The following is a 24457-nucleotide window of genomic DNA, read 5'->3' on the forward strand; positions in this document are numbered from 1 at the left end:
GGAAATAGTCATCCTCGATGAAACACATCAGTAAACCTCCCAACATAGAAGTTACCCATATAGAAAATAAATCTTCGCTATCTATAACAGGTAATATATTTCTCATATATAGTAAACCGTCAACACCCTCAATAACATATGTAGAACAACGAGATAAAGACCCTATCTTGGTTGATGTTCATTCGATTCCTCAGGGTTGCAGTAAGGGAAGGAAAACATGAGAACGAATATAGACAAAGTCCTGCTATGTTTCTTTATTGCAATGGTGCTTAGTGTTATGGGTTGTGGAGGCAGCAGTTCGACAACCCCTGCAGCGACTACTGCTACCGGCAAGTTCATAGATGCTCCGGTTGAGGGACTAAAATACGTCTCTGGAGGACAAAATGGATTTACCGGACCTAACGGAGAATTTACTTACGAGGTTGGACAATCGGTTTCTTTTTCTGTTGGTGGCGTAGTTGTCGGCCGAGCGGCTGGTGCCAGCATTATTACTCCGATTGAGTTGGTAAAGACAGCGGCTCCAGGAACTACAGTTACGGCCAGCACGCCTGCTGTTGTACAGATTGCTAGATTTCTTTTGACTGCTAGCAGCTTGACTTCAACAGGTATTAAAATAGATCCTGCAGTAACAACAGCAAGTTCATCACAAAACATCAATCTATCAACCGCTTCCGATTTAACCTTCACAACATTTATCAACCAAATTGCAGCGGCGGCTGGGAGCCGTACAGTGACTACTACAACCGATGCTCAGGCCCACATCACCGCTAGCGTCAATGGTCTTGCTTCCGGGACCATTGTTTTGCCTCCCGCATCATCTACTGGTGGCGGCAATACTCCACCGAACACAGCACCAGGCTCCGCTAAATCAACAGTGACAAAAACTTCTGCTTTACCTGTTGGTAACACTGATTGTCCATTTGGCGGGATCATAGTTACATCAGGCATTGACACAAATGGCAATGGTGTTCTCGACGTATCAGAAGTGAGTTCATCTCAAGCGGTTTGTAACGGTGCTACTGGTGCTACTGGTGCTACTGGTGCTACTGGTGCTACTGGTGCTACTGGTGCTACCGGGCCACAGGGCGGTACGACTGGCATGTTTGTGGGGGCAACTGCCGTTGTCTGCCATAATTTGAGTCAGTGTGCTTGTTCTGGAGCGCAAGTAGTTAAGGCGCTTGGCGGTATGTGGTGTGACGGATCTGCGGCAATTAAAGAGTCGGCGATAGTGCAGAACAATCCAAGTGCATGGGAAGGAATTTGTATAGATCTGGTTACCACTACTTCGTTTGCTCCTTCAGGGATAGTTATTTCTTGCGTAGATCCCTAAATCAAACGTGGTGAATGTTTTTTAAACACAGAAAGACATTCACACGAGACCTTTCAAACTAACAAAAACGTCGTTGGGCCATTTATTACAAGGCTTAACGGCGTTTTTGTTAGAAGATCGGAGCGAACGCTGGCTTATAAAGAAAAAAAGGACAGTATCTTTACCGACGGAACCGCATCCTGTCACATTTCCCTCCAGCTGTAAGCCTTCTGTAAGCCCCCCTCCATTATCATCCCCGCAATAAGGGGCGGGAACGAAGATGCTCGCGTCGAAAAGCGGTTGCCTCCTGGCGGACAGGGGGCGTTTTCCGGCAGCAGGAGCTTCGGACCACGTGATCGAGTCGGCCATTACAGCACAGGAGAGTGAAATGAGAAGAAGTTGGTTCATCATGTTGGCGTTTTGTATGGTCTTTATGTTCAACCTGGCGGGATGCGGCGGAGGGAGCAGCAGCGCACCGCAGAAGACGGCCATTTCGGGGACGGTGACCTTCCCCTCGGCAAATGGAGCAGCAAAGGTTGCCGCAGCAGCGGCGACCACTGCGACCGCTCCAACCCTGGAAGTCAGGGACCTCAACGGGACCCTGATAAAGAGTGTTCCTTTGACCCTCCAGACCGGCACGGTCAACACCTACAGCTATCCGGCAATAGAGGTGGAACCAGGCAAGGACTACGTCCTCAAAGCTGTCGACGGCCAAAGGGTGCTGCGCGCCCTGGTGGACAAGGCAGCCCTGTCCGGCGCGTCCGCAACGAAGAACGTCAACAACGTCACGACGACTGCGCTCATCGTGGTGGAAAAGGCGCTCAATCTGACCGCAGGGACCCTGGGCGCGACGGCTACGGCGGCCCAGGTGCAGACTGCATCGGCCGCCCTGGCCCTGACCTCCCCCCCGGCAACCATCGAGAGCAACATAACCGCGGCGATAGCCGCATGCACCTCGGCTACGGGGACCGCGAATGCGGCTCAAGCGCAGCTTGCTTCCCTTGCCAGCATTGTGACCGCTGCCGTCAGCAGCAATGTAGATCCCAGCGCCTTCGTGGCAGGCACTTCAACCGCCACTGCGGTCGACGCGGTCACCTACACGGTTTCCGGCAGCACCGCCACCGCCAGCTCCGCCCCGGTCTCCAGCAATATCGCCGGCACCTTCGTCACAGTTGCAGCCGAGATCCTGCCGAGCATTTCCAGCGCCGGCGCCACGTCCTTCACGGTCGGTTCCGCCGGCAGCTTCGCCATCACCGGGACCGGCACCATGAGCGTCTCGGGCACGCTCCCTTCGGGCGTCACCTTTGACGCCGCCACGGGGCGTCTGAGCGGCACGCCGGCCGCGGGAAGCACCGGGGCCTACCTGCTCACGGTCACCGCCACCAGCAACAGCCTCACCGCGACCCAAAAATTCACCCTTACCGTCAACCCGATCCCCTCGTCCCTCGCCTTCACCACAGCCATGCTCTCCGGGAAGACCTTCACCGAGGGGACCTCGAACACCCTGGTGTTCAACGCAAACGGAACGCTCACCGCAAGCGACACCAAGGACGCCTTGACCTGGAGCGTCAACTCCGCCGGGCAGGTCGTGGTGCACAACACCGTCACCAACATCAACACCACAGTCACCGCGCTCTCCGGCAGCATCTCCACCGGCCTGGCGGTTTCCTTGGCCCACTCCGACGGCACGACCGAATCCACCACGCTCACCCTCTATGTGCCGCCTGCTCAAACCACCGGCTTCACCGCGGCCATGCTTTCCGGCAAGACCTTCATCGAGGGGACCGTGAACACCCTGGTGTTCAACGCCAACGGAACGCTCATCGCAAGCGACACCCCGGACGCCTTGACCTGGAGCGTCAATTCCTCCGGCCAGGTCGTGGTACACAATTCCGTCACCAATATCAGCACCACGGTCACCGCGCTTTCCGGCAACCTTTCCACCGGCTTGGCAGTTTCCCTGGTTGACTCCAATGGCCCGACCGCATCCACGACGTTGACCCTGTATGTGGCCCCCACCCCGGTTACCGCCTTCACCACCGCCATGCTTTCCGGCAAGACCTTCACCGAAGGGACCGTTAACACGCTGGCGTTCAACGCGAACGGAACACTGGTGGCAAGCGACACCACGGATGCCTTAACCTGGAGCGTCAACTCCTCCGGTCAGCTCGTGGTGCACAATTCCGTCACCAACATCAACACCACGGCCACTGTGGTTTCCGGCAACCTTACCACCGGCTTGACCGTTTCCCTGGTGGATTCCAATGGCCCAACCGCATCCACCACCTTCACCCTGCGGCCGTAACGACGGTCCAGAAAGCAGCAGCGTAGAGCCAGCCGCCCCTCTTACCGAGGGGCGGCTTTTTTAGTCCTCCACCCCACAGAGCACGTCCAGGAAGTTCTTCAGTATCCGCGCCGTAAGCCCCCAGATCTCGTCATCTCCGTAGCGGTAGAAGTACATGGGGAAGTCCTTCCTCCCCTTGTAGTCCCAGTACTCCATCCGGAAAAACTCGGGCTTCTCGAAATGGGAAAGCGGCACCTCGATGAGGCGCTCTATCTCGGCGTCGTTGACGGTGAGTGTGTAGTTAGCGGGGAAGACGCCGACTACGGGCGTCACCAGGTAGTTGTGTATGGAGTGGCAGTCGTCGAGCTCGCCCAGGATCTCGACATCAGAGGGGGCGATGCCGACTTCCTCCCACGCCTCGCGGCGTGCGGTGTCGGCGCTGTCGAGGTCGCCTGGATCGCAGACGCCGCCGGGGAAGGAGATCTCGCCGCTATGGTGGGTGAGATGGGGGGTTCTTTTGGTGAAGAGGAGGTGGTACTCGCCGTTTTTCAGAAAGAGCGGCAGGAGTACGGCGGCGGGGACGGGCCCCGCCTCCATGGGAACGCGCGAGCGCGAGGCAAGGGAGGCCTTGAGCCTCTCCTTCAACTCTCCGGGGTCCGCCGGCAGCTCCTGCCCGCGCCGCCCGATCAGAGCACCGGCTCCTTGGCCTTTTTCTTCAGCTCGGCGATGGTCGCCGCGTAGTCGGGGCTGTTGAAGACGGCACTGCCGGCCACAAAGACGTCCGCCCCGGCATGGGAGATGCGGGCTATGTTGTCGATCTTGACGCCGCCGTCGACCTCGAGTTCCGCCTCGATGCCACGCCTATCCATGGTGGCGCGCAGGGCCTGGATCTTCGGGATGCAGGCCTCGATGAACGACTGCCCGCCGAAACCGGGGTTCACCGTCATCAAGAGGATCAGGTCGAGGTCCTCCATCACGTAATCCAGAAGGTTAAGCGGGGTCGCCGGGTTGAGCGAGACGCCCGCCTTCTTCCCCAGCGACTTGATCAGCTGCACGGTGCGGTGCAGGTGGTTGGTCGCCTCGGCATGGACCACGATGATGTCCGAGCCCGCCTTGGCGAAATCGGGGATGTAGCGGTCCGGGTTGTCGATCATCAGGTGCACGTCGAGCGGAAGCGTAGTGACCCGGCGCGCCGCTTCCACGATCAGCGGGCCGATGGTGATGTTGGGGACGAACTGGCCGTCCATGACGTCGATGTGGACGTAGTCGGCGCCGCCGGCCTCGATGGCCTTGATCTCCTCGCCCAGCCGGGCGAAGTCCGCGGAAAGAATGGATGGAGCGATCTTTTTCATAAGGTCTCCTGCGTTGATTTTCACGATTGATCTTGCAGCCGCCGGCTACTTCCTCTTCAGGCGCGCCGAGAAGAAGCCGTCCATGCCGTCGCGGTGCGGCCAGCTCCTGAAGAAGCCGCGCTCGGTGAAGAGCGGCGCATACTGAGGGAAGAGCGGGCGCAGGTCTTCCACGACGAACTCCGGATGCTGCGCGAGGAAGCTGTCCACCACGTACTCGTTCTCCTGGACGCTGGTCGAGCAGGTGGCGTAGAGGATGGTCCCCTTCGGCTCCAGGTACCTGCAGAGGTTCTCCAGGATGCTGACCTGGGTGCGCGCCAGTTGCAGCAGGTCGTCGCCGGACTTGCTCCACTTCCCCTCGGGGTTGCGCCTGATCACGCCCAGGCCCGAGCAGGGGGCGTCCACCAGGATGCGGTGGAAGGTGGTCTCCTTGATGGCGTTGGAGGGGGCGGTGGCGTCCATAGTGAAGGTGCGCACCGAGTTGATCCCCAGCCGGTCGCAGGTCTCCTTGATCAGCCTGAGCTTCTTGTTGTTCACGTCGCAGGCGTAGATCTCGCCGGAGTCCTGCATCAGCTGCGCTATCTGGGTAGTCTTGCCGCCGGGGGCGGCGCAGGCATCCAGCACCCGCTCCCCTTTTCCAGGGGCCAGGAACAGCGGGGCCAGCTGCGACGATTCGTCCTGCACGGTGAAGAGGCCGTCCCTGAAGGAAGGAAGCCTGGTGATCTGGCCGGACTGGTTCAGGCGGATGCCGTCCGGGGACCACGAGGTCGCGCTGCAGCTCACCCCCTCCCCGGCCAACCTCTGGATCAGCTCTTCGCGGGTGATGCGCAGCGTGTTGACCCTCACGGTCAAGGGGGGCGGTTCGGACATGGCGGCTGCCAGCTCCTCCGCTGCTTCGAGCCCTAGCTGGTCGCACCACTGCTGGGCGAGCCAGGCGGGATGGGAGTAGCGCGCGGCCAGGTATTCGGCGGGGCGCTCGGCGCGGTCGGGGTAGGCTATGGTGTCGCGGCCGCGGTCGGCGTTTCTGAGCACCGCGTTGATGAAGCCGGAGGCGCGCGGCGCCAGTTCCTTGGCCAGGTTCACCGTCTCGTTGACGGCGGCCGACACCGGGACCCGGTCCAGGAAGAAGCACTGGTAAATCCCCAGGCGCAACAGGAGCCGCACGAAAAGCTCAAGTTTCTCCGGCCTTTGTTTGGAAAACTGGGAGATGATGTAATCGAGCGTCCCCTGCCTGCGCAGCACGCCGTAGACCAGCTCGGTGAGCAGGCCCCGGTCGGCTCCCTTGATGATGTCCTTGGAAAGTTCGTGGTCAATCAGGATGTCTGCGAAGGACTTTTCTTTCTCGATCCGGAGCAGGATATCGAAGGCGGCGCGGCGCGGGTTTTTGCTGGACAAAGAGTACTTCCTTTCAGGCGTGAGGTCTGGGCGAAGCCGGGGATCATTATATGCATTTCGCCCAAAACTGCAAGCTGTTAGGGGTTGACATAGGAAAAGGAGGGGCTACTCTTTAGCTCGTCGTTTAATGATAACCGGGAGGAGGGATCACAATGATAGCCTGGGAATCGGACATGGCAAAAGCCCTCGCACGGGGGAAGGCCGAGCAGAAGAGCGTGCTGGTTGAGTTTTTCAGCACCGAGTGCATCGGATGCAAACAGATGGAAGAGATAACCTTCGCCGACCCGGCCGTCATCAACTTCATCTCCGATCATGTCATACCGCTGCGCATCCCGGTGACCAACGCGGCCCACACCTCAGATTACCGGGTCGTCTGGACCCCCACCATCATCACCATGGATTACTACGGCAGAGAGCACCAGCGCACCGTCGGCTTCCTCACGGCAGAGGAGATGGTAGGCTCCGCCCTTCTCGGTATGGGCAAGGTCAGCCTCGACTACGGGCAGTTCAGCGAGGCGGTGATCCAGTTCAACACCCTTCTGAACGGCTGCCCGGACTGCGCCTCCGCCCCCGAAGCGGTTTACCTGCGCGGGGTGGCACGCTACAAAACGAGTCACGCGCCGTCGGCACTCAAGGACATTTACCAGCAGCTCCTGGCGCAATACCCGGAAAGCGAGTGGACCAAGAGGGCCCACCCCTTCACGCTGCTTTGATCCTCCCCTCCACAGCCGGCGGGGTTTTCTCCTTGGGGGGCGGCAGCCATGTCGCCCCCTTTCTGCATCAACTGGCGGTGAGGCAGCAAAAGCCTCGCCTTTGGCAGCACCTTTCTATGGAGAGATCTTGAGATTCCTGGACCACATCCTCTGGGGCCTGTTGTCATTTTTCCTGGTCCTTCTCGCCCTGGTCTCCGCCGGGCATGCGCTGATCAACAAGCGCGACCCGCGCTCGGCGCTCGGGTGGATACTCACCAGCCTCGCCATGCCGCTTCTGGGCCCGCTCTTTTACTGGGGCATGGGAGTGAACCGCATCTACAGCAGGGCAAGGCGCTGGCACGAGGAGGCCGCCCCCCCCCGCCCCGCCTCTTCCGCCAGACTCCCTCCCTTCGGCATCGCTTCCCCCCGAGCTTTCCTACCTGAGGGAGTTGCGCAACCTCTCCGAGCACGTGGTCAGCACCAGGCTTCTCCCCGGCAACAACCTGACGCCGCTGGAAAACGGCGAGGAAGCTTACCCCGCCATGCTGGCCGCCATCGACAGGGCGGAAGGTTCGGTGCATCTTTGCACCTACATCTTCGACGGGGACGACACCGGCAAACGTTTCGTGATGGCGCTTTCGAGGGCGGCCGACCGCGGGGTCGAGGTGCGGGTGATCGTGGACAGCCTGGGGGAGAAGTATTCGAATCCTACGGCGCGGGAACTGCTCAAGGGGTCCGGGGTCAGGTTCCGCCGCTTCCTGCCGCTTCGGCCGGGGGGCTACCTGAACCTTAGGAACCACCGCAAGCTGCTGGTGGTGGATGGGAAGCTCGCCTTCACAGGCGGCATGAACATCGGCAGCAGGCATCTGGTCGCCAGCCGCCCGCCGGTGGTGAAGGACCTGCATTTCCAGGTCACCGGCCCCGTAGTGACGGACCTGCAGCGGACCTTCCTGGAGGACTGGAGCTTCGCCGGCGGCGCACAGCTCTCAGGGCCGCGCTACTTCCCGGAGTTGGTCCCCACTGGGAGCGCGCTGGTCCGGGCGGTAAGCGACGGGCCGGACAAGGAATTCAGGAAGCTCAACTGGATCATACTGGGAGCCCTCTCCTGCGCCAGGCGAAGGGTCACCATAGTCACCCCATACTTCATTCCCGACCGGCCGCTGATCTCGGCCCTGATCACCGCGTCCCTCAGGGGGGTGGCCATCACCCTGGTGCTCCCGGAAGTCAACAACCTCCCCTACGTGCAGTGGGCCAGCCGTTCCTACCTCTGGGAGTTGCTGCAGCAGGGGGTCCGCATCTTCGCGCAGCCCCCCCCCTTCGTCCACACCAAGTTCATGGTGGTAGACGGAAGCTGGAGCTTGATCGGCAGCGCCAATCTCGACCCGAGGAGCTTGAGGCTCAACTTCGAGTTCAACCTGGAGGTGTACGACCTCCAGTTCGCGCGCCTTTTGGAGGAGCGCTGCCAGGCAACCCTGGAGCTATCCCGGGAGCTCACCCTCGCCGAAATGGACGGCCGCCCCCTCGTCATCAAGCTTAGAGACGCCACAGCGAAGCTTTTCTCCCCCTACCTGTAACCCGCTCGGCACCGCCTCCCCTGCCTGATCGCCGAAGAGCGAAACCCGGTTCTTGCCCCGCCTCTTGCTGCGGTACATCGCCAGGTCCGCCTTCTTCACAATGGTGCGCAACTCCTCGCCGTCACGCGGGAAGGATGCCACCCCGGCAGAAAGCGTCCCCTGGACCAGTTCCCCCTCGAAGGAAAAAGGAGAGGCGTGCATGACGCGAACGATCCTCTCCACGGCAGCTACGATGTTTTGCTGCTCCTGCCCGGCAAACATGATGATGAATTCGTCCCCGCCAAACCTGGCGGCCACGTCACTCTCCCTGATATTGGAGGCGATGATGCGCGCGGTCCACTTGATCAGCTCAGTTCCAGCCAGATGCCCGTGCCGGTCGTTTATCTGCTTCAGGTTGTCCGCGTCCAGCATGCAGATGGAGAACGGGGTGCCGTAGCGTTTCGAGATCTTTTCCTGCTGCAGCGCAAGCGCCTCGAAGCTGCGCATGTTGTTTAGCTGAGTGAGGTCGTCGGTAAGCGAAAGCCGCTCCACCTCGGCGCGCGCGCTCTCCGCCTCGCCTCGCAGCAGCGCCCCCAGATGGGCGATCAAGATGAAGGGGAAAATCTTCACGACGTGTCCGCCGATGTCGTACCAGAAGCTGGGGGACTGGAAGGAAGCGAGCAAGGTATAGAGGGCGATGGCCAGGCCGGTCATGATGAAGGCGATCCAGCGCCCGAGGGTAAGCGAGGTTGCCATCAGGATCAGGTACAAAACCGAGATGAAGGGGCTGGAAGTTTTGCCGGTAAACCAACTGACGGCGACGGCGTACAAAAGCAGCAGGACCAGGTCGAGTAGAGTTTTAGTTTTGCCCCGGCGCAGCAGGAACCGCGCCGAAGCCTTGTAACAGACAAGCCCCAGCGAGCAGAAGAGCACCATGATGGTACTGCGGCTATCCACGTGCAGAAGCGATATGTCGAACAGCACCAGTGCCAAGAGGAGCCAGGTTATCACACCCAGGACCCGGTCGTGGCCGGCGTACCTGGCCATCGCATCTGCGCTAATCCACTCCTTTTTCTCGATCATCCAAGCCGCCTGTCCATAAATCGTTTGAGCAGGGATGCCCCTGTCAATGGATCGTATCGGCGGATATCGCAGAAACTAAATGTCTTTCCCGGTTATTTATGACCCCGAAGGGCGCGCCCGCCGAAGGAGGCGAGCAAAACCGCGAAGTTTATCAGCACGATGGTGGCGCCGGAGGGGAGGTTCATCACGAAGGAGAGGGATATTCCGCAGATCACCGTCACCACCCCGATCACCGCCGCGGTAATGATGGCCGACTTGAACCCCTTGGCGATCTGCAAGGCGGATACAGCAGGGATTATCAAAAGCGCTGAAATCAGCATGATCCCCACCACCTTCATGGCCAGAACCACGGTCAGCGCCGTCATCAGCACCAGCACCGTATTGATGCGTTCCGTGTCGATGCCGGAACTCTTGGCGAGGTCCTCGTCGAAGGTGCTGGCGAAGAGCTCGTTGTAAAACATCACCACGCAGGCGATGACGATGACGAAGAGCAAAGCCGCTATCACCAGTTCGCTGCTGCTGATGGAGAGGATGTTCCCGAACAGGTAGCTGAAGAGGTCGACGTTGAAGCCGCCGGCGACGCTGGCCAGCATGACGCCGGTGGCGATGCCGATGGCCGAGACGATGCCGATGGCGGCGTCGCCGTAGATCCTCGCCTTTTGTGCCAGTTTCAGGATCCCCATCGACGAGGCGAGCACCACCGGGATGATGGCAAGGGTCATGTAGACCGACTGCAACCTGAAAAGAAGCGCCAGCGCCACGCTGCCGAAAGTGACGTGCGCCAGGCCGTCGCCGATCAGGGAAAGGCGGCGCAGCACGAGGAACACCCCGAGCACCGAGCATAGGATGGCGATCAGCGAGCCGCCGACGAGCGCCCTCTGCATGAAGCCGTAGCTGAGCATTTCCGTAATTATCATTAAAACCTCAGGAGAACCAGGGGCCAGACACCCATACCCGCCAATCCCTTCACCCTAGTTCTCATCACTCGTTTGTTAACCTACAGCTGAAAACCGGTCGTTTCTTTCCAGCCCCTAGCCCCTAGCCCCCAGTCCCTGCCTTTAGCCCCTGCCTCTAGTGCCTGTGGCAGACCAGGTGCTGGCCGTGCTCCCCGAAGAACCCTGTCATCTCGCTTGAGTTGCAGAAATCCTCGAAATCGCCGTAGAAGATCACCTTCTTGTCCAGATAGAGCAGATGGGAGGCGTACTTTCCTATGGTGGCCGTGTCGTGGGTCACCAGCAGCACGGTCGACTTACGCTCCCGGTTCATCTCGAAAGTGAGCTTGTAGAAGCTCTCGCGCGTTTCCGGGTCGAGGGCGGTGGTCGGCTCGTCCAGGACCAGGAGTTCCGGGTCGTTCACCAGCGCCCGCGCCAGAAGCACGCGCTGCCTGAGCCCACCCGACAGCTCGCCGATCATGCTGCCCCGGATGTTCGAAATCCCCATCCACTCCATGGTCCGGTCCACCGCCGCCGCATCCTCGCGGCTGAAGCGCCGGGGGAACTTCTTGGCCGAAAGCCTCCCCAACCGGATCACCTCATCCACGGTCGCCGGGAAATGCGGGTTGAAAAACTGCAGCCCCTGCGGCAGGTAGCCGATGCGGTCCCAGCGCTGGAAGCTCGACTTCGGCGTCCCGAGGAGGTTGACCTCCCCGGAGGTCGGGGCAAGCAGCCCCAGGATCACCTTGACCAGCGTGCTCTTCCCCGAGCCGTTCGGCCCGCAGATGCCTAAGTAATCGCCGCGGTTGACGCTGAAGCAGACGTCCTGGAGCGCCTCGCTGCCGTGATAGCCGGCACAAAGATTCTGTACGCTCAGTGCTTTCTCTCTCATTGCAGCCCCGTCTTCAAGTTCCGCAGGTTGTCTTCCATAAGGGAGATGAAGCTGACGCCGCGCGCCAGGTCGTCCCTGGTCACGTTATGCCCCGCCCGCAGCATGAGCACCTTGGCGCCGGTCTCCTTGGCGATGGTTTCGGCGATCCGCGGGCTCAACAGCTCCTCCGTGTAGACGTACTGCAGCTTTTCGCGGCGCATGATCTGCACCAGTTCCGCCAGCTTGGCCGGCGTCGGCTCGGCGTCGGCGTTAACCGCCGAGGCGGAGATGTATTGGAGCCCGTACCGCCGCGCCAGGTAGCCGAAAGCGTAGTGGCCGCCGTGCAGCAGGACCTTCTTGGGGCACTGCGCCAGGGTCTGCCGGAAGCGCTGGTCGAGCGCGACCAGGTCCGCGATCAGCTTGGCGGCATTTTGCTGGTAGTAGGCCTTGTTGGCCGGATCCCGGCCGATGAACGCGTCCTGGATGTTGCGGGCGATGACCTGGGCATTGCCGAAATCGAGCCAGACATGGGGATCGGCTTTCGCGTGCGCCTCGTGTTGCGGGTCGTACGGATCCGGTTCGGGGGGCAGCAGGGCGATCCCCTTGCTCCCCTCCACGATCCCCACCTTGCCCCGGTCAATCGCGTTGACGATCGATGACGCCCACGGCTCCATCACCGGGTTGGTGTAAATGAACAGGTCGGCGTGGTTCACCCGCACCACGTCCTCCGGGCGGGGCTCGAAGCTGTGCGGCTCGATGCCGGGGGGGAGCAGTAAAGTGACCTGCGCCTTTTCGCCGCCGATCCTTTTGGCGAAGTCGTAGAGCGGAAACAGCGTGGTCACGACCTGGACCTTGTCGCTTTTCCCCTCCGGCCTGCTGCAGCCGGAAGCGATCAACACCATAAGGAGCATCAGCATCAGAAATCGTTTCACGCGGTAACCCCCTTGTCGGCGCAGCCGCTGCAAAGGCCGTTTAACTGCAGAATGTGTGAGAGCACTTTTCCTCCGTTACGCAGGCTCACCTCGCGCTCCAGCGCCTCGATCCCGCAGGAAGGGATGTCCTCGACCTTGCGGCAGGAGAGGCAGACGAAGTGGTGGTGATGCTCGCGATTGCTGCAAAAGTAGTAATAAAGTTGCCGGTTGGGATGAATCACCTTGGTAAGTATCCCGCTGGCCGCCAGCTCCTCCAGGATCCGGTACACGGTGGGAAGCCCCAGGCGGTCGAAGCGGTCGCGCAGGCGTTTCCAAAGCTCCTCGGGGCTGGCGTATCCCTTCTCCGCCTCCAGCATACCCAGTATTGCCAGCCGCTTCGGTGTGGCCTTCATGTTGAACTGCTTCAGTGCCAGTGCGTGACGCTGCTCCATGACTTCCTCTAAATGGAAATGATTTCGTTTTAGGATAGTCATCGTAACCTTGATGTCAAGGAAAACTTTGTATTTATTGTAATTAAGAGTTGCTTCGTGTTACCATTCCGGGCCATCCCGTCATATCGCATGGCCATGCGGGGCTTTAACGTAGACAGACAATTCAGATTAAAAAGTTGCAATCAGCTGCAACAGCGATATTAACTAGTTGCTTTTATTAAGGGTATTGATCCAACTATTGGCTCTTCTATTGCAACGCCCAGCCGATAGCAGAACGTTTGATGCAATTCAATTGGAAGGGCCATATGCAAAACGAAACCTGCAACTATAGGGATTATTTCCATGCAGGGCAAAAAGCCAGGGTAGAGGTGTCACTCCCCGAGGACCGCGTCTTCAACGACGGCGCCATAGTAACGTCCGTTGACGACACCGAAATACGGCTGCGGCTTTTCCGGGAAAGGTTGCCCGCCGATGTGCATCTGCATCAGGCGCCGCTTGTAGTCAGGGTTGGGGTGAGCGGCAACAGCTACCGCTGCAAAGGCGTGGTGCTGGGCAACCTTACCGAAGAGGAACTGCGGGTCGAATTCGTCGACCGCGTGACCCCCGAAGACCAGAGGGAATACTTCCGATTGGCTACCGAGATCCCGGTGATCCTCTTCAACGTCACCGCCGGCACCGCCGAAGAAAGCGGCTCCGGGGGACTGAGGGTCGCCTCGCAGGACAGCCTGCCGCGCATAGTCAATATCAGCGGCGGCGGCTTGAAGACGGAGACCGAGATGGCCATGACGTGCGACGATATCGTCTACGCGACCTTCCACCTCCCCCTCTCCGAGCCCAAGGTAGTACCTGTCGTGGCGCAGGTCATGCACAGCGAGACAATCAAGCACGGCGACGGCGTCATCTACAGCGCCGGGCTCCGCTTCATGCACATCAACGAGAGGGACCGCGACGCCATAGTGCGCTTCGTCTGTAACGAGGAGATCAAGAGGATCCGGGTCTGCCGGAAGGATTTCTACTCCCTGGCCGGCAGTTAAAAGCGACTCTCCGCCTGGCGCTCAGAAGAACCAGCGGAAGGAACGATTTCAATAGGTACTGGAATGCAAAGGCCCTTCGGTTAATTCCGAAAGGCCTTTTTTTGCTGACCGGCAACAGTGCTTAACCACTTATGGGTGTTGCAATTGCCGAACAAGTCCCCCCTCCCCTTGCGGGAGGGGTTAGGGGGTGGGGGTAGGTGCCACGTTTGCGCTGCAGGCCTTGCTAAGGAGCTCCAACAGGCGCTCATTTTCCTCTCTCAGCCGCACCGCCACCCGGAAAAACCGCCCGTCCAGCCCCTCGAAGTTCCCGCAGTCCCGCACCAGCACCCCTTCCGGCATCAGCCTTTCGCGGATCTCGCTTGCACTCCGTCCGTCGCAGATCTCGACCAGCAAATAGTTGGCGCGGGAGGAGAAAACCCTCAGGCCGGGTATGGCGGCAAGTCCCTCTGCCAGGCGCCCGCGTTCGGCGTCCACGTATTCCCTGGTGCGAAGGCAATAATCCGCATCGCCCAAAGACGCCACGCCTGCGACCTGGGCGGCGGTGTTCACGCTCCAGGGATCCTGCAGCGCAGCGATGGCCTCTACCGTCTGCGGCGCGGCAATGGCGTACCCCAGCCGCAACCCCGGAATGGCGAAGAACTTGGTCATCGACCGCAGCAGGACCGCCCGCGGAGATTGGCGCACCAGGTACTTTGCCGACTCCTCCTCGCAGAAATCCATGAACGCCTCGTCCAGCACCAGGAATGTCCCGTGCTCGCGGCAGAGTTCCACCACCGCCTCAATCTCGCGTCGCGGCAAAAGCGTGCCCGTAGGGTTGCCGGGGTTGCAGATAAAGACCATGTCGACCCCTTCTCCAAGCTTTTCCCAAAGCAGGGGGAGCGGCAGCGCGAAGTTGTCGGCACTGGACAGGGTGAGGTAGTCGATCTCCCAGCCGGAAGATTGAAGCGCCTCGGCGTACTCCGCGAAAGCCGGTGCCACGATGAGTCCCTTTTTCCCTCCCACCACCCGGGGGAGGAGATGTATCAGCTCGGTCGAACCGCTGGCAACAGCGATCTCAGCCGTGCTCACTCCATGGTACTGAGCGATCCGTTCCCTCAATTCCGCGGCTCCCTTGTCCGGGTAATGGACCAGGCGGTCCAGGCAGCCAGTGAGTGCTTCGCGCACCCCCGGCGCCATCCCCAGCGGATTGATGCTCGCCGAGAAGTCGAGGATCTGCTCCGGCGTTACGCCGAGCATCCTGGCCACAGCAAAGACGTTGCCGCCATGTTCGTGGGTTTTCGGACCCTTGCCGGATATCGAAGGGTTGTGTGGTCTGACCAAAGGCAAATCCCCCCTGTCCCTCCTTCGCAAAGAGGGGGACGCGAGTTCTCGTGCAGCGCTTCGTGGATAAACATGCTTCAGGTTCACGGAATTCCACCTCTCCAGTCCCCCCTCCTCGCGGGAGGGAGAGGGGTATAGACAGGAAGCTCCATGGGTTACAGAAGGCTGCGTCCATGCCCCCTCTCCCTCTGGGAGAGGGTTGGGGTGAGGGCGACGTTCTAGCTTGTGGCATCTCCCTCACCCGGCCTTCGGCCACCCTCCCCCCCTGGGGGAGGGTATAAAGGTCCCCGTACAGCGGGGGGGGGAGGGTGATTAACGGAAGGCCATCGCAACTAAACACAACAAGACCAAAAGGAGTTCGCTGCCATACATAAGCCGCACCACGCCGCTGTAGGCCGCGAGTGTAAGCGGCACCGCAGGGTCCCCGATGGTCGGCTTCTCAACGACCCTGCCGAAGTAGCGGTTGGCGCCCCCGAGCCTCACCCCGAGCGCGCCTGCTGCCGCGGCCTCCGGGTAGCCGCTGTTGGGGGAAGAGTGGTTGCGACCGTCGCGGCGCATGATGCGCCAGGCGCCGCTGCCGCTTAAGGCGCAGAAAGGGGCAGCGAGAACCATGAGGAGCCCCGTGAGCCGGGCCGGGATGTAGTTGGCGAGGTCGTCGAAGCGGGCCGAGGCCCAGCCGAACTCGAGATAGCGCTCGTTCTTGTACCCCACCATGGAGTCGAGCGTGTTAACCGCCTTGTAAGCGATGGCGAGAGGAGGGCCGCCTAGCATCAGGTAGAAAAGCGGCGCGATCACGCCGTCCCCGGTATTCTCGGCCACCGTCTCCACCGCCCCGCGGACGATCTCCGGCTCGTCCAGCCCGGCAGTCTCCCGCCCCACGATGTAGGAAAGCGCCAACCGCGCCCCCGGCAGGTCGCCCCGCTTCAGCGCCTGCGCCACCTTGGCCGACTCCACGTGCAGCGAGCGCGCGGCGAGCGAGACCCAGGCGAGGTACACCCCGGCGACGAAAGCCGCAGCGGGCGAAATGAGCGCGGCACCGTACAAAAGGAGCGCCGCAGCGCCGTAGCTCACGCCGACAGTGACCAGGAGTAGAACTACCCCCGCCGCGCGGAGGTTGCCGAAGACCCGGCGCAGCCCCCCCTCCAGGGAGGAAATCATCTTCCCGATGGCAACCACCGGATGCGGCAGCCGGCGCGGGTCGCCCAGCACCAGATCGAGCGCCACCGCCGCCAGGACGGTCACCGCATCTTCAGGCAAAAAGTTCATTGACATTGCAGATCCCGAAGATCCGTTCCAGGTCCAAGTGCTCTTCCATGTGGTCGGCCAACTGGTCGAACGGATCCGCAACCTGCGCCGCCTCCGCCAGTTCCGGCATACCCTTGGCGCGCCGGATCCGGTTCAGGAACGCGGTCCTGAAACCGTGGTTATCGAAGATGCCGTGCAGGTAGGTGCCGAAAACCCGCCCGTCCTGCGACACCGCGCCGTCTTCGGTGCTGGTGGCGCCTCCGGAGCGCCTGGCGATACGGGCGAAGGGAAGTGCGCCGCTGCCGAGGACGCTTTCTCCCAAATGGATCTCGTACCCGGTGAGCGCGGCCGCAGCACCCGAAACCAGCCCCTGCCCCGCCTCCAGCAGCGTCGCCTCGACCAGATGGGTCTGCTTCTCCTTGAGCATGGTGGTCACCACGTCCAGGAGACCAAGCCCCGCCTCGCTGTCATGGGCGGATTCCACCCGCTCCGGATCAAGCACCATGTTCCCCAGCATCTGGTACCCGCCGCAGATCCCCACCACCGGCCCCTTGAACTGGGCCACGGCGGTGAACATCCCGTTTTCCTTAAGCAGGCCGAGGTCCGCCAGCGTCGATTTAGTCCCCGGGAGGATCAGCAGGTCCAGCGAGTCGATCTGGCGCGGCGAATCGATGTAGTGGAGCTCGACATCCGGCTCGGCCTCCAGCGCGCTGAAGTCGGTGTAGTTGGCGATCCTGGAGAGGCGGACCACGCCGACAAGGAGCTTCGCCCCCTCCTTCGCCGCTGGCTTTGCGCGCCTTTGCAGGGCGACGCTGTCCTCCTCCGGAAGCGATATTCCCTTGAACCAGGGGAGCACCCCCAAGACAGGGACGCCGGTGCGCTGTTCCACGTACTCTATCCCCGGGGTGAGCAAGGAGGCGTCGCCACGGAACTTGTTGATGATGACCCCCTTGACCAGCGCCTTCTCTTCCGGCGTCAGCAGTTCCAGGGTGCCGACGATCTGCGCGAAGACGCCGCCGCGGTCGATGTCGGCCACGAGTATGGCCGGCGCCCCCGCCATGGCGGCCACCTTGAGGTTGGCGATGTCGTGGGCGCGCAGGTTAATCTCCGCGATGCTCCCCGCCCCCTCCATCACGATGAAGTCGAAGCGCTCCTTGAGCCTTTGGAAGCTCTCCTTCACCTTCAGGAAAGCCTCCGGCTTGTAGGCGTTGTACTCCTTCACCCCCATGTTGCGCACCACCCGACCCTGCACGATCACCTGGCTCCCGGTGTCGGAGTTCGGCTTCAGGAGGATCGGGTTCATGTCCGTGTGCGGCTCGATGCCGCAAGCCTCCGCCTGCACCCCCTGGGCACGGCCGATTTCGCCCCCCTCCGGCGTGACAGCCGAGTTGAGCGCCATGTTCTGCGACTTGAAGGGAGCGACCGAGACGCCGCGGCGTTTCAGGATGCGGCAGAACCCGGCGGTGATGACGGACTTGCCGACATCCGAACCGGTGCCGCAGAACATCAACGCCTGCGCGTTGGGCGCAGGTGCTGCAGCGCTAGCCTGCTGCTTCCGCCCCCCTTTCCTTTCCTCGCCGCGGGTCGCGTAGCCGCGGGGGGTCACGATGCGGCCGTCGTCCGAAAGGCGGGTCGAGGCGTTGCCGATGATGACGATGGAGAACATGTCGATGGGGTGCGTGAGCATCTCCCCCAGCGTGGTGACGATGCGCTCCTCACCCTCGCGGCAAGCGTTCCTGACGATTCCCACCGGGACTTTGGGACCGCGCGCGGCGATGAGAATGGCCTGGGCCTCCTCGATCTGGGTGACCCGTCCCTTGCTGCGCGGGTTGTAGAGGGCGACCACGAAGTCGGCGGCGGCCGCGGCATGCAGCCTCTGCCGGATAGTATCGAGCGGGGTCAAAAGGTCCGAGAGCGAGATCACGGCAAAGTCGTGCATGAGCGGAGCGCCCAGGACCGACGCCGCAGCCTGCACCGCGGAAACACCGGGGACGATCACAATCTCCACTCCTGGGTATGGGGAAGGCGCGCCGTCGCCGGGTGCGTCCGCCAGCTCCAGGGCAAGGCCCGCCATGCCGTAGATCCCCGCGTCGCCGCTGGAAACCAGCGCCACCGTCTTCCCGGTCGCGGCGATGGCGAGCGCCTCCGAGCAGCGTTCCACCTCCCGCATCATCCCCGAGGAAACAACCTCCTTGTCGGAGAGGAGCGGCTCGATGAAATCCAAGTACGTCTTGTAGCCCACGACGACATCAGCCTTCTCGACCGCCTCGCGCGCCTCGAAGGTCATATGATTCAGGCCGCCAGGGCCGATTCCCACTACAAAAAGCTTCGACATCAAAATCCTCTTAATCTAGTTAGATGGAAAGGTCCGGGAAAGTGCCGAGGCACCTCCCTCACCCCCGCCCCTCTCCCACCTGTGGACCGAAGCCTACGGTGGGCGAAGGCCCATAGGGCGAGGGGAGAAGTGGGACAACTTGGGAAGGGAAGGAATCGGTATGCTCACGCGCCCGACTGCAAACTCTCCCTCTCCCTCTGGGAGAGGGCCGGGGTGAGGGAAGCTTTACTCCTCCGCTATCGCCAAGGTGACGTTGCCGTCCTTCACCTTCTTCAGTATCAGCGTCCCGCCCCCCGCTGCCAGCAGCGCCGCCGGTTCGGCCACGCCGCGCGCGCCGATGGCGGCCATGGCATGCGCCGAGGGGGGAGAGGGGGCGGCGACGGCGTTCAACTCCTCGTTCTCGAAAAAGAGCAGCGGGACTCCCAACTTCGCGGCGAACGCCAGAAGCCCTTCCTCATCATCCTTGGCCCTTGCCGTCGCCAGGCACTTGACACTCTTGATGGAAAGGCCCAAGTGATCCAGGTTCGCCATGACCACCGCTTCGATCTCTTCCGCGGCAGTCCCCCTGTTGCAGCCGATGCCTAGATGAAGGTCGACCGGATGCAGCACCAGGGCACGTTGCGAATCAAACGCGGAAGGAAGCGTCCGATTGGTGACCAGGACCACGCCCGCAGCACCCGAGGCAGCGGCCTGTTCCGCATCGGTCACGAAAGTGAGGTTCCCCCTACCCGCGCAGTACCTTCTCACCCTGCCGGTTGCGTCCGCCACCACGATCTCATCTCCCTCCAGGAGAAGAGCGTTCAGCACCTTCACCCGCGACAGGTCGTCGATGACCCAGCCGTTCTCCTGCGCCAGCAGGTCGAACGAGGGGAGGTCGTTGGCATCGGTTGCCGTGGTGACCACGGGGGTGCATCCGGTAAGGGACGCGCAGGTGTTAGCCAGTGCGTTGGCACCCCCCAGATGGCCGGACAAAAGCGAGACCGCGAACTTGCCGGCGTCGTCGAGCACCACCACGGCGGGGTCCCGGTCCTTGGCCTGCAAAAGCGGCGCGATGCAGCGCACCACGATACCCGTCGCCATGATGCAGATAAAGCCGCCGTACTCCGGCCAAAGGCGCGAGATCAAAGCCGGCACCGGCTCCGAGAACGGTTGGCTGGCGGCCGTCGCGTGCTTCTCGATCACGAAGAGCCGGCTCCCGGGGATTCCGCTTTGCAGCGTTCCCCCCAGTCGCGCGCCGTTCCCGGTTATGGCGATGATCGCTACTTGCATCGAACCTCGTACCTACCTGCGATTAACGACTCCCCCCTCCCGTCAAGGGAGGGGGGGACTCTTCTCCACGGAATTCCCGGATGAACCTTGCGGGGGGGGGGGGAGAGTTGTAAATCGCCTTATTAGCTGACGATCCCTTCCCGGCAGCCGTGGGTGAACCCCTTGTCGTAGAGAAGCGACTTCGCCTTCATCCCTTCGCTGCGGGCGCGCAGCACGTCCCCCACCACGATGAGCGCCTGCTTGCCGATCCCGGCGTCCCTCACCTTGGCGGCAATGTCGGCCAGCGTGCCGCGGATCACCTGCTCGTCGGCCCAGCTCGCCTTGGCTACCACGGCCACCGGCGTGTCGAGCTGGTAGGCGCCGCTCAACAGCTCAGCCACGACCTTCTCGACCATGGAAATGGAAAGGTAAATCACCAACGTGGCGCCTATTGTCGCGATATTGGCCAGCTGCTCCCGCTCGGGGACCGGGGTCCTTCCTGCCAGACGCGTGATGACTACAGTCTGGGAAACCTCGGGGAGGGTCAGCTCCTGCTTCAGCGCGGCAGCGGCAGCAAAGGCGCTGGTCACGCCGGGGACCACGTCGTACCCGATACCCAGCCGGTCCAGTTCCTCCATCTGCTCCTGGATGGCGCCGTATATCGAGGGGTCGCCAGTGTGAAGACGGACCGCCTTCTCGCCGTCCACGACGGCCTGGGCCAGAACCTTGGTGGTCTGCTCCAGGTCCATCCCGGCGGAGTCGAAGACACGGGCATCGGGGGCGTAGGTGCGGACCAGCTCGCGGTCGACCAAGCTCCCGGCATAGACGACCACGTCGGCCTCGCGCAGAAGGCGCGCGCCCTTCACGGTAATCAACTCGGCATCGCCGGGTCCGGCGCCGACGAAATGTACTTTGTTCTGCTCGTTCACGAAATACCTTCCAGATGGGGTGGGGGTTACAGGGTCAACAGAGTTCCCTCCCCTGGAGGGGGAGGGTTAGGGAGGGGGAAAATCGAACAGGAGCCCCCCTCCCAACCTCCCCCCTCCGGAGGGAGGAGTTTTAATCCTCCGCCTTGGCAGAGGAGGAGGCCAGTATCGAGTTACAGCGGGTTCTTCCGCACGATCAGCATGGAGAGGTAATCGAGCTTCTGCCCCACCAGCGCCTCCAGGTCATGATGCACCTCTTCCTCGCTGGAACCGACCCGGCGCACGAACACGCCCCCGCGGTCGCGCCCAAGCTCCTTCAACACCGCATAGACGGTGTCGAAGACGCGGCTCACCTTCATAAGCACCACGGTGTCGAATTCTTGCAGGGTCTTCTTGAGCTCGTCGTGTTCGTAGGTGGCGGGAAGTATGGCGATCCGCTCCGCTGCGAGCCCGAGGGGGAGCCCCGAGACTGCCGAGGCAGCGAGGATGCTGGAAATGCCGGGGACGACCTCTATCTTGATCTCCGGGTACTTGGCGAGAAAAATCCTGTGGATGTAAAGGTAGGTGGAGTACAGGAAGGGATCGCCGATGGTGATGAATGCCACATCTTTTCCCGCGGCGATACGCTGCGCCACCTGGTCGGCCGCTTCCTCCCAGAAGGTATCGAGCCCCTGCTGGTCCTTGACCATGGGAAAGACCTGGACCAGCACCTCCTGGCGCTCCCGGTCGAGAAATTGTTCCACGATGGAAAGCGCGTAGCTTCCCGCCTCGGCGGCCCCGGTCGGCGCGCAGATCACGTCCACGCTCCTCAGGATGCGCTCGGCCTTGCGGGTCAACAGTTCCGGATCGCCGGGTCCGACACCTACGGCATAGACAACGGCCACTACTCCTCCCCTTTCCAGGCTGCGATCACGTAGACCGGGTTGTGGGCGGCGAACATCTTGTACTCGGTGAGGTTGCGGGTCTTGGAGATGTTGACGCAGGTTACCTCGACCGTATAGCCGTGGTCCTCCAAAAACTCCACCGACTTGGTCAGCGTATCGAGCGTCACCGCGTTGATGACGATGAAGCCGTCCGGCTTCAGGCGCTTGTCGACCGCGTCGATGATCTCCTCCAGCATGCCGCTGGAGCCCCCTATGAAGACGCGGTCCGCGTCCGGAAGCTCCTCCAGCCCGTCGGGCGCGAAGGCCTCGACCACCATCACGTTGCGCGCTGCGAACTTCTTCAGGTTCTCCTTCAAGAAGACCAGGTACTGCGGGTTTTTCTCCAGCGCGAAGATGCGCCCGTTGGGCATCAGGTTGGCCGCCTCGATGGAGACGGAGCCGCTGCCGGCGCCGATGTCCCACATCACCAGGTCGTCCTGCAACTGCAACTTGCCAAGCGTAATGGCCCGGACCTCCTCCTTGGTGATCAGCTTCTTCGCGGTGGCGAACTCGTCGTCGCGGATGCCGATCATCGGGTAGTTCTGCAGGTTCGGTTCCCAGGTCTTGATCAGGATCAGGATGTTGAGCGGCGAGCAGGTCAGCTCGGCGAGCCCCTTCACGTCGGTCTTGGTGAACTTCTCGGAGGCAAGCCCCAGGTCCTCGCAGACCCAGGCCTCGTACCCTTCGGCGCCGCGTGCGATCAACTCGCGGGCAAGGACCGCCGGGGTGTTGACGCTGTCGGTGAGGATGGCGATTTTTTCGGAGGCGATGATGCGGTCCAGCGCCGGCTTGATGCCGCGGCCGTGCACCGAGACGAAGGTGGCGTCATCCCAGGGTTCCTTGATGCGTGCAAAGGCATACTGGACGCTGGTGACGTTGGGATAGATCTCGACCCGGTCCTTGGGGAGGTTGCGCAACAGGAAACGTGCGATCCCGAAGAAGTTGGGGTCGCCGGAACCTAAGACTACGGCCCTCTTGTCGGTGGTCTTCAGGTATTCGAGCGTGATGGAAAGGTCGTCCAGGAGGCGCTTCTCACCTTTGAATTCGGGGAAGATGTCCAAAAGCCGCTTGTGCCCGATCAGGACCTGGGCGCCTTCGATCACTTCGAGCGCCTGCTTCCCGAAACCTTCCCATCCCTCGATTCCCGCGCCGACAAGATAGATCTTTTGTTGTGGCATGGTCCGCTCCTTTCGATCATTGCACGCGATAAATGGCAAATTAAAACGCTAAATAGTCCCCCCTTTAAAAAAAGGGAGTCGGTTCGGCAGAGCTAAGTCCCCCCTCCCCTGGCGGGAGGGGGTCAGGGGGTGGGGGTAGGTGCCACATTTGCGCTGCTGGCAAGTTCACCCCCCCCCGTCCCCCTTCGCAAAGGTGGGAGAGTTTACTACGGGGTGAAGTACAAAAGCTCGCCGTGGTATCCCGCCAGCATCACCCGCATCTTCACCCAGGGCGCCACTTCGGCGCAGACCTTGAGCACACGGGAGCAGACCAGTTCGATGACGGCCTGGTTGTACCCCGATGCCTCAAGCAGGTGGCGTGCGGTGTTCGCCTCGCGCGCCATCTGCTCCAGGTGCGCCGTGGCAGGCACTTCCCTCAGCCACCAGGCCAGCGCATCCAGGTCCATCTGGGACGAGGTCACGTGGGTCTGCTCGTGACCGCAGGCGATCTTCACCAGCTTGGCGAACTGCCCGGCGACCACGACTTCCGGAACCTCTTTGCTGGCGCAACTCCTCATCGCGTAGCCGAAGTGATCCCCCATCATGACGAAGGCCTCCTCGCTCAGGGCGAGGTGCTTCTGCGCCACGATCTCGGAACTCCTCCCGGTGGCAAGGACGACGGTGCGCGCGCCGCAGGCCAAAGCTACGTCGACCGAGGCGTCCACCGTGTCGGTCCAGGCCTTCGCCGAGATCGGTTTGACGATCCCGGTGGTCCCGAGGATGGAGAGCCCGCCGACGATCCCCAGCCGCTCGTTGAGGGTCTTCTTCGCCAGTTCCTCCCCGTTGGGGATGCTGATGTTGAAGGTGAGCGTCGCCGGAATGCAGCGCAACGCGAAGACCTCCTTCACCACTTCAAGGATCATGCTGCGAGGTACAGGATTTATCGCCCACTCGCCCACCGGGACCGCGAGCCCGGGCTTGGTGACTCGGCCTATGCCGGTCCCCCCCTCGATCACGATCCGGTTCTTGGTGAAGAACTCGATGCTGGCGGTGACGTGGATCTCGGCCCCGTTGGTGACGTCCGGGTCGTCCCCGGCATCCTTCACGACGTAACACGAAGCCGTGTTGTCGCGCAGCACCCCCCCGTGGACCTGGAAGCTCGCTCCGATGCCGCAGGGAAGCATCAGTTCAACCTCGTGAACCATTCCCTGGTCCCGCAGCATCTGGGCGGCCGCCTTGACGGCGGCAGCGGCACATGCACCGGTGGTGAAACCGTATCTGAGTTCTTTCCCGCTCATAGGTCATCCAATGGGAAACGGGTTGAATTACATTTCATTTGAAGGGGACGCTCACGGAAGCGTCGACACCTGTGTAGGCTCTCCCTCTAAAGGGAGTTTTCCTCCAAGGGGACATCATCCAGGGGGACAGGCACCTGACG

The 24457-nt window shown here is 61.6% G+C and carries 21 protein-coding genes and 1 pseudogene; 6 read left to right on the forward strand and 16 right to left on the reverse strand.

Annotated elements, in window-relative coordinates; translation table 11 throughout:
* The first annotated feature begins 217 nt into the window (after nucleotides 1-217).
* A complete protein-coding gene (locus GBEM_RS21335; protein ID WP_012531953.1) occupies nucleotides 218-1330 on the forward strand; it encodes a DUF7151 family protein in 1113 nt (370 codons plus the stop codon).
* Between the two features lie 367 nt (nucleotides 1331-1697).
* A complete protein-coding gene (locus GBEM_RS17600) occupies nucleotides 1698-3614 on the forward strand; it encodes a beta strand repeat-containing protein (RefSeq protein WP_041262853.1) in 1917 nt (638 codons plus the stop codon).
* A 60-nt stretch (nucleotides 3615-3674) separates the two neighbouring features.
* On the opposite strand, the gene GBEM_RS17605 is transcribed toward GBEM_RS17600, so the two are convergent.
* From GBEM_RS17605 to rsmB, 3 genes are read right to left on the reverse strand one after another with little or no spacing between them, the layout of a single operon-like run.
* The gene (locus GBEM_RS17605) at nucleotides 3675-4238 is read right to left on the reverse strand and encodes an NUDIX hydrolase (RefSeq protein WP_012531955.1); all 564 of its coding nucleotides are present in this window, start codon (nucleotides 4236-4238) and stop codon (nucleotides 3675-3677) included.
* 41 nt (nucleotides 4239-4279) lie between these two features.
* On the reverse strand, nucleotides 4280-4945 hold the full coding sequence (gene rpe / locus GBEM_RS17610) for a ribulose-phosphate 3-epimerase (protein WP_012531956.1): 666 nt from the start codon (nucleotides 4943-4945) through the stop codon (nucleotides 4280-4282).
* Between the two features lie 45 nt (nucleotides 4946-4990).
* Entirely contained in the window at nucleotides 4991-6337 is a 1347-nt protein-coding gene (rsmB, locus tag GBEM_RS17615; protein WP_012531957.1) for a 16S rRNA (cytosine(967)-C(5))-methyltransferase RsmB, read from the reverse strand.
* Nucleotides 6338-6489: 152 nt separating this feature from the next.
* On the opposite strand from rsmB, the gene GBEM_RS17620 reads away from it, so the two are divergent.
* The 3 genes and pseudogenes from GBEM_RS17620 to GBEM_RS17625 all read left to right on the forward strand — a co-directional run bounded on the left by GBEM_RS17620 (nucleotide 6490) and on the right by GBEM_RS17625 (nucleotide 8603).
* Nucleotides 6490-7050, forward strand: coding sequence for a thioredoxin family protein (locus GBEM_RS17620; RefSeq protein WP_012531958.1), 561 nt, complete (start codon nucleotides 6490-6492; stop codon nucleotides 7048-7050).
* Between the two features lie 160 nt (nucleotides 7051-7210).
* Nucleotides 7211-7294, forward strand: a pseudogene (locus GBEM_RS21965) (hypothetical protein); the annotation flags it as partial.
* 184 nt (nucleotides 7295-7478) lie between these two features.
* Entirely contained in the window at nucleotides 7479-8603 is a 1125-nt protein-coding gene (locus GBEM_RS17625) for a phospholipase D-like domain-containing protein (protein ID WP_226373889.1), read from the forward strand.
* On the opposite strand, the gene GBEM_RS17630 is transcribed toward GBEM_RS17625, so the two are convergent.
* The 5 genes from GBEM_RS17630 to GBEM_RS17650 form a co-directional block, all read right to left on the reverse strand.
* On the reverse strand, nucleotides 8508-9665 hold the full coding sequence (locus GBEM_RS17630) for a GGDEF domain-containing protein (RefSeq protein ID WP_012531960.1): 1158 nt from the start codon (nucleotides 9663-9665) through the stop codon (nucleotides 8508-8510). The genes GBEM_RS17625 and GBEM_RS17630 overlap by 96 nt on opposite strands.
* Before the next feature lie 92 nt (nucleotides 9666-9757).
* Nucleotides 9758-10582: a metal ABC transporter permease gene (locus GBEM_RS17635; RefSeq protein ID WP_012531961.1), complete on the reverse strand. Its 825-nt coding sequence runs from the start codon at nucleotides 10580-10582 to the stop codon at nucleotides 9758-9760.
* A gap of 154 nt (nucleotides 10583-10736) precedes the next feature.
* On the reverse strand, nucleotides 10737-11489 hold the full coding sequence (locus GBEM_RS17640; RefSeq protein WP_012531962.1) for a metal ABC transporter ATP-binding protein: 753 nt from the start codon (nucleotides 11487-11489) through the stop codon (nucleotides 10737-10739).
* Nucleotides 11486-12400: a metal ABC transporter substrate-binding protein gene (locus tag GBEM_RS17645; protein WP_012531963.1), complete on the reverse strand. Its 915-nt coding sequence runs from the start codon at nucleotides 12398-12400 to the stop codon at nucleotides 11486-11488. The genes GBEM_RS17640 and GBEM_RS17645 overlap by 4 nt, the downstream gene beginning before the upstream one ends.
* Nucleotides 12397-12831 carry a Fur family transcriptional regulator gene (locus GBEM_RS17650; protein WP_012531964.1) on the reverse strand — a complete coding sequence of 145 codons (435 nt, stop codon included), beginning with the start codon at nucleotides 12829-12831 and terminating at the stop codon, nucleotides 12397-12399. The genes GBEM_RS17645 and GBEM_RS17650 overlap by 4 nt, the downstream gene beginning before the upstream one ends.
* 305 nt (nucleotides 12832-13136) lie before the next feature.
* Between GBEM_RS17650 and GBEM_RS17655 the strand changes: the two genes are divergently transcribed.
* Entirely contained in the window at nucleotides 13137-13865 is a 729-nt protein-coding gene (locus GBEM_RS17655; protein WP_012531965.1) for a PilZ-like domain-containing protein, read from the forward strand.
* Nucleotides 13866-14045: 180 nt separating this feature from the next.
* Here GBEM_RS17655 and cobD read toward each other — a convergent pair whose 3' ends face one another.
* From cobD to cbiD, 8 genes are all read right to left on the reverse strand, one after another.
* The gene (cobD, locus tag GBEM_RS17660; protein ID WP_318842304.1) at nucleotides 14046-15185 is read right to left on the reverse strand and encodes a threonine-phosphate decarboxylase CobD; all 1140 of its coding nucleotides are present in this window, start codon (nucleotides 15183-15185) and stop codon (nucleotides 14046-14048) included.
* 312 nt (nucleotides 15186-15497) lie between these two features.
* On the reverse strand, nucleotides 15498-16442 hold the full coding sequence (cbiB, locus tag GBEM_RS17665) for an adenosylcobinamide-phosphate synthase CbiB (protein ID WP_404813049.1): 945 nt from the start codon (nucleotides 16440-16442) through the stop codon (nucleotides 15498-15500).
* Nucleotides 16435-18765: a cobyric acid synthase gene (locus GBEM_RS17670; protein ID WP_012531968.1), complete on the reverse strand. Its 2331-nt coding sequence runs from the start codon at nucleotides 18763-18765 to the stop codon at nucleotides 16435-16437. Before GBEM_RS17670 ends, cbiB begins: the two co-directional genes overlap by 8 nt.
* Before the next feature lie 225 nt (nucleotides 18766-18990).
* Nucleotides 18991-20034 carry a cobalt-precorrin 5A hydrolase gene (locus GBEM_RS17675; RefSeq protein WP_012531969.1) on the reverse strand — a complete coding sequence of 348 codons (1044 nt, stop codon included), beginning with the start codon at nucleotides 20032-20034 and terminating at the stop codon, nucleotides 18991-18993.
* Between the two features lie 122 nt (nucleotides 20035-20156).
* Complete coding sequence (gene cobM / locus GBEM_RS17680; RefSeq protein WP_012531970.1) at nucleotides 20157-20942, reverse strand: precorrin-4 C(11)-methyltransferase; 786 nt, start codon at nucleotides 20940-20942, stop codon at nucleotides 20157-20159.
* Between the two features lie 170 nt (nucleotides 20943-21112).
* Nucleotides 21113-21823 carry a precorrin-2 C(20)-methyltransferase gene (gene cobI, locus GBEM_RS17685; protein WP_012531971.1) on the reverse strand — a complete coding sequence of 237 codons (711 nt, stop codon included), beginning with the start codon at nucleotides 21821-21823 and terminating at the stop codon, nucleotides 21113-21115.
* Nucleotides 21823-23040, reverse strand: coding sequence for a bifunctional cobalt-precorrin-7 (C(5))-methyltransferase/cobalt-precorrin-6B (C(15))-methyltransferase (locus GBEM_RS17690; protein ID WP_012531972.1), 1218 nt, complete (start codon nucleotides 23038-23040; stop codon nucleotides 21823-21825). Before GBEM_RS17690 ends, cobI begins: the two co-directional genes overlap by 1 nt.
* A 206-nt stretch (nucleotides 23041-23246) precedes the next feature.
* Nucleotides 23247-24317, reverse strand: a complete 1071-nt coding sequence (cbiD, locus tag GBEM_RS17695; protein ID WP_012531973.1) for a cobalt-precorrin-5B (C(1))-methyltransferase CbiD — start codon at nucleotides 24315-24317, stop codon at nucleotides 23247-23249.
* Nucleotides 24318-24457 lie beyond the last annotated feature (140 nt).

Source organism: Citrifermentans bemidjiense Bem (assembly GCF_000020725.1).
Taxonomy (GTDB): domain Bacteria; phylum Desulfobacterota; class Desulfuromonadia; order Geobacterales; family Geobacteraceae; genus Geomonas; species Geomonas bemidjiensis.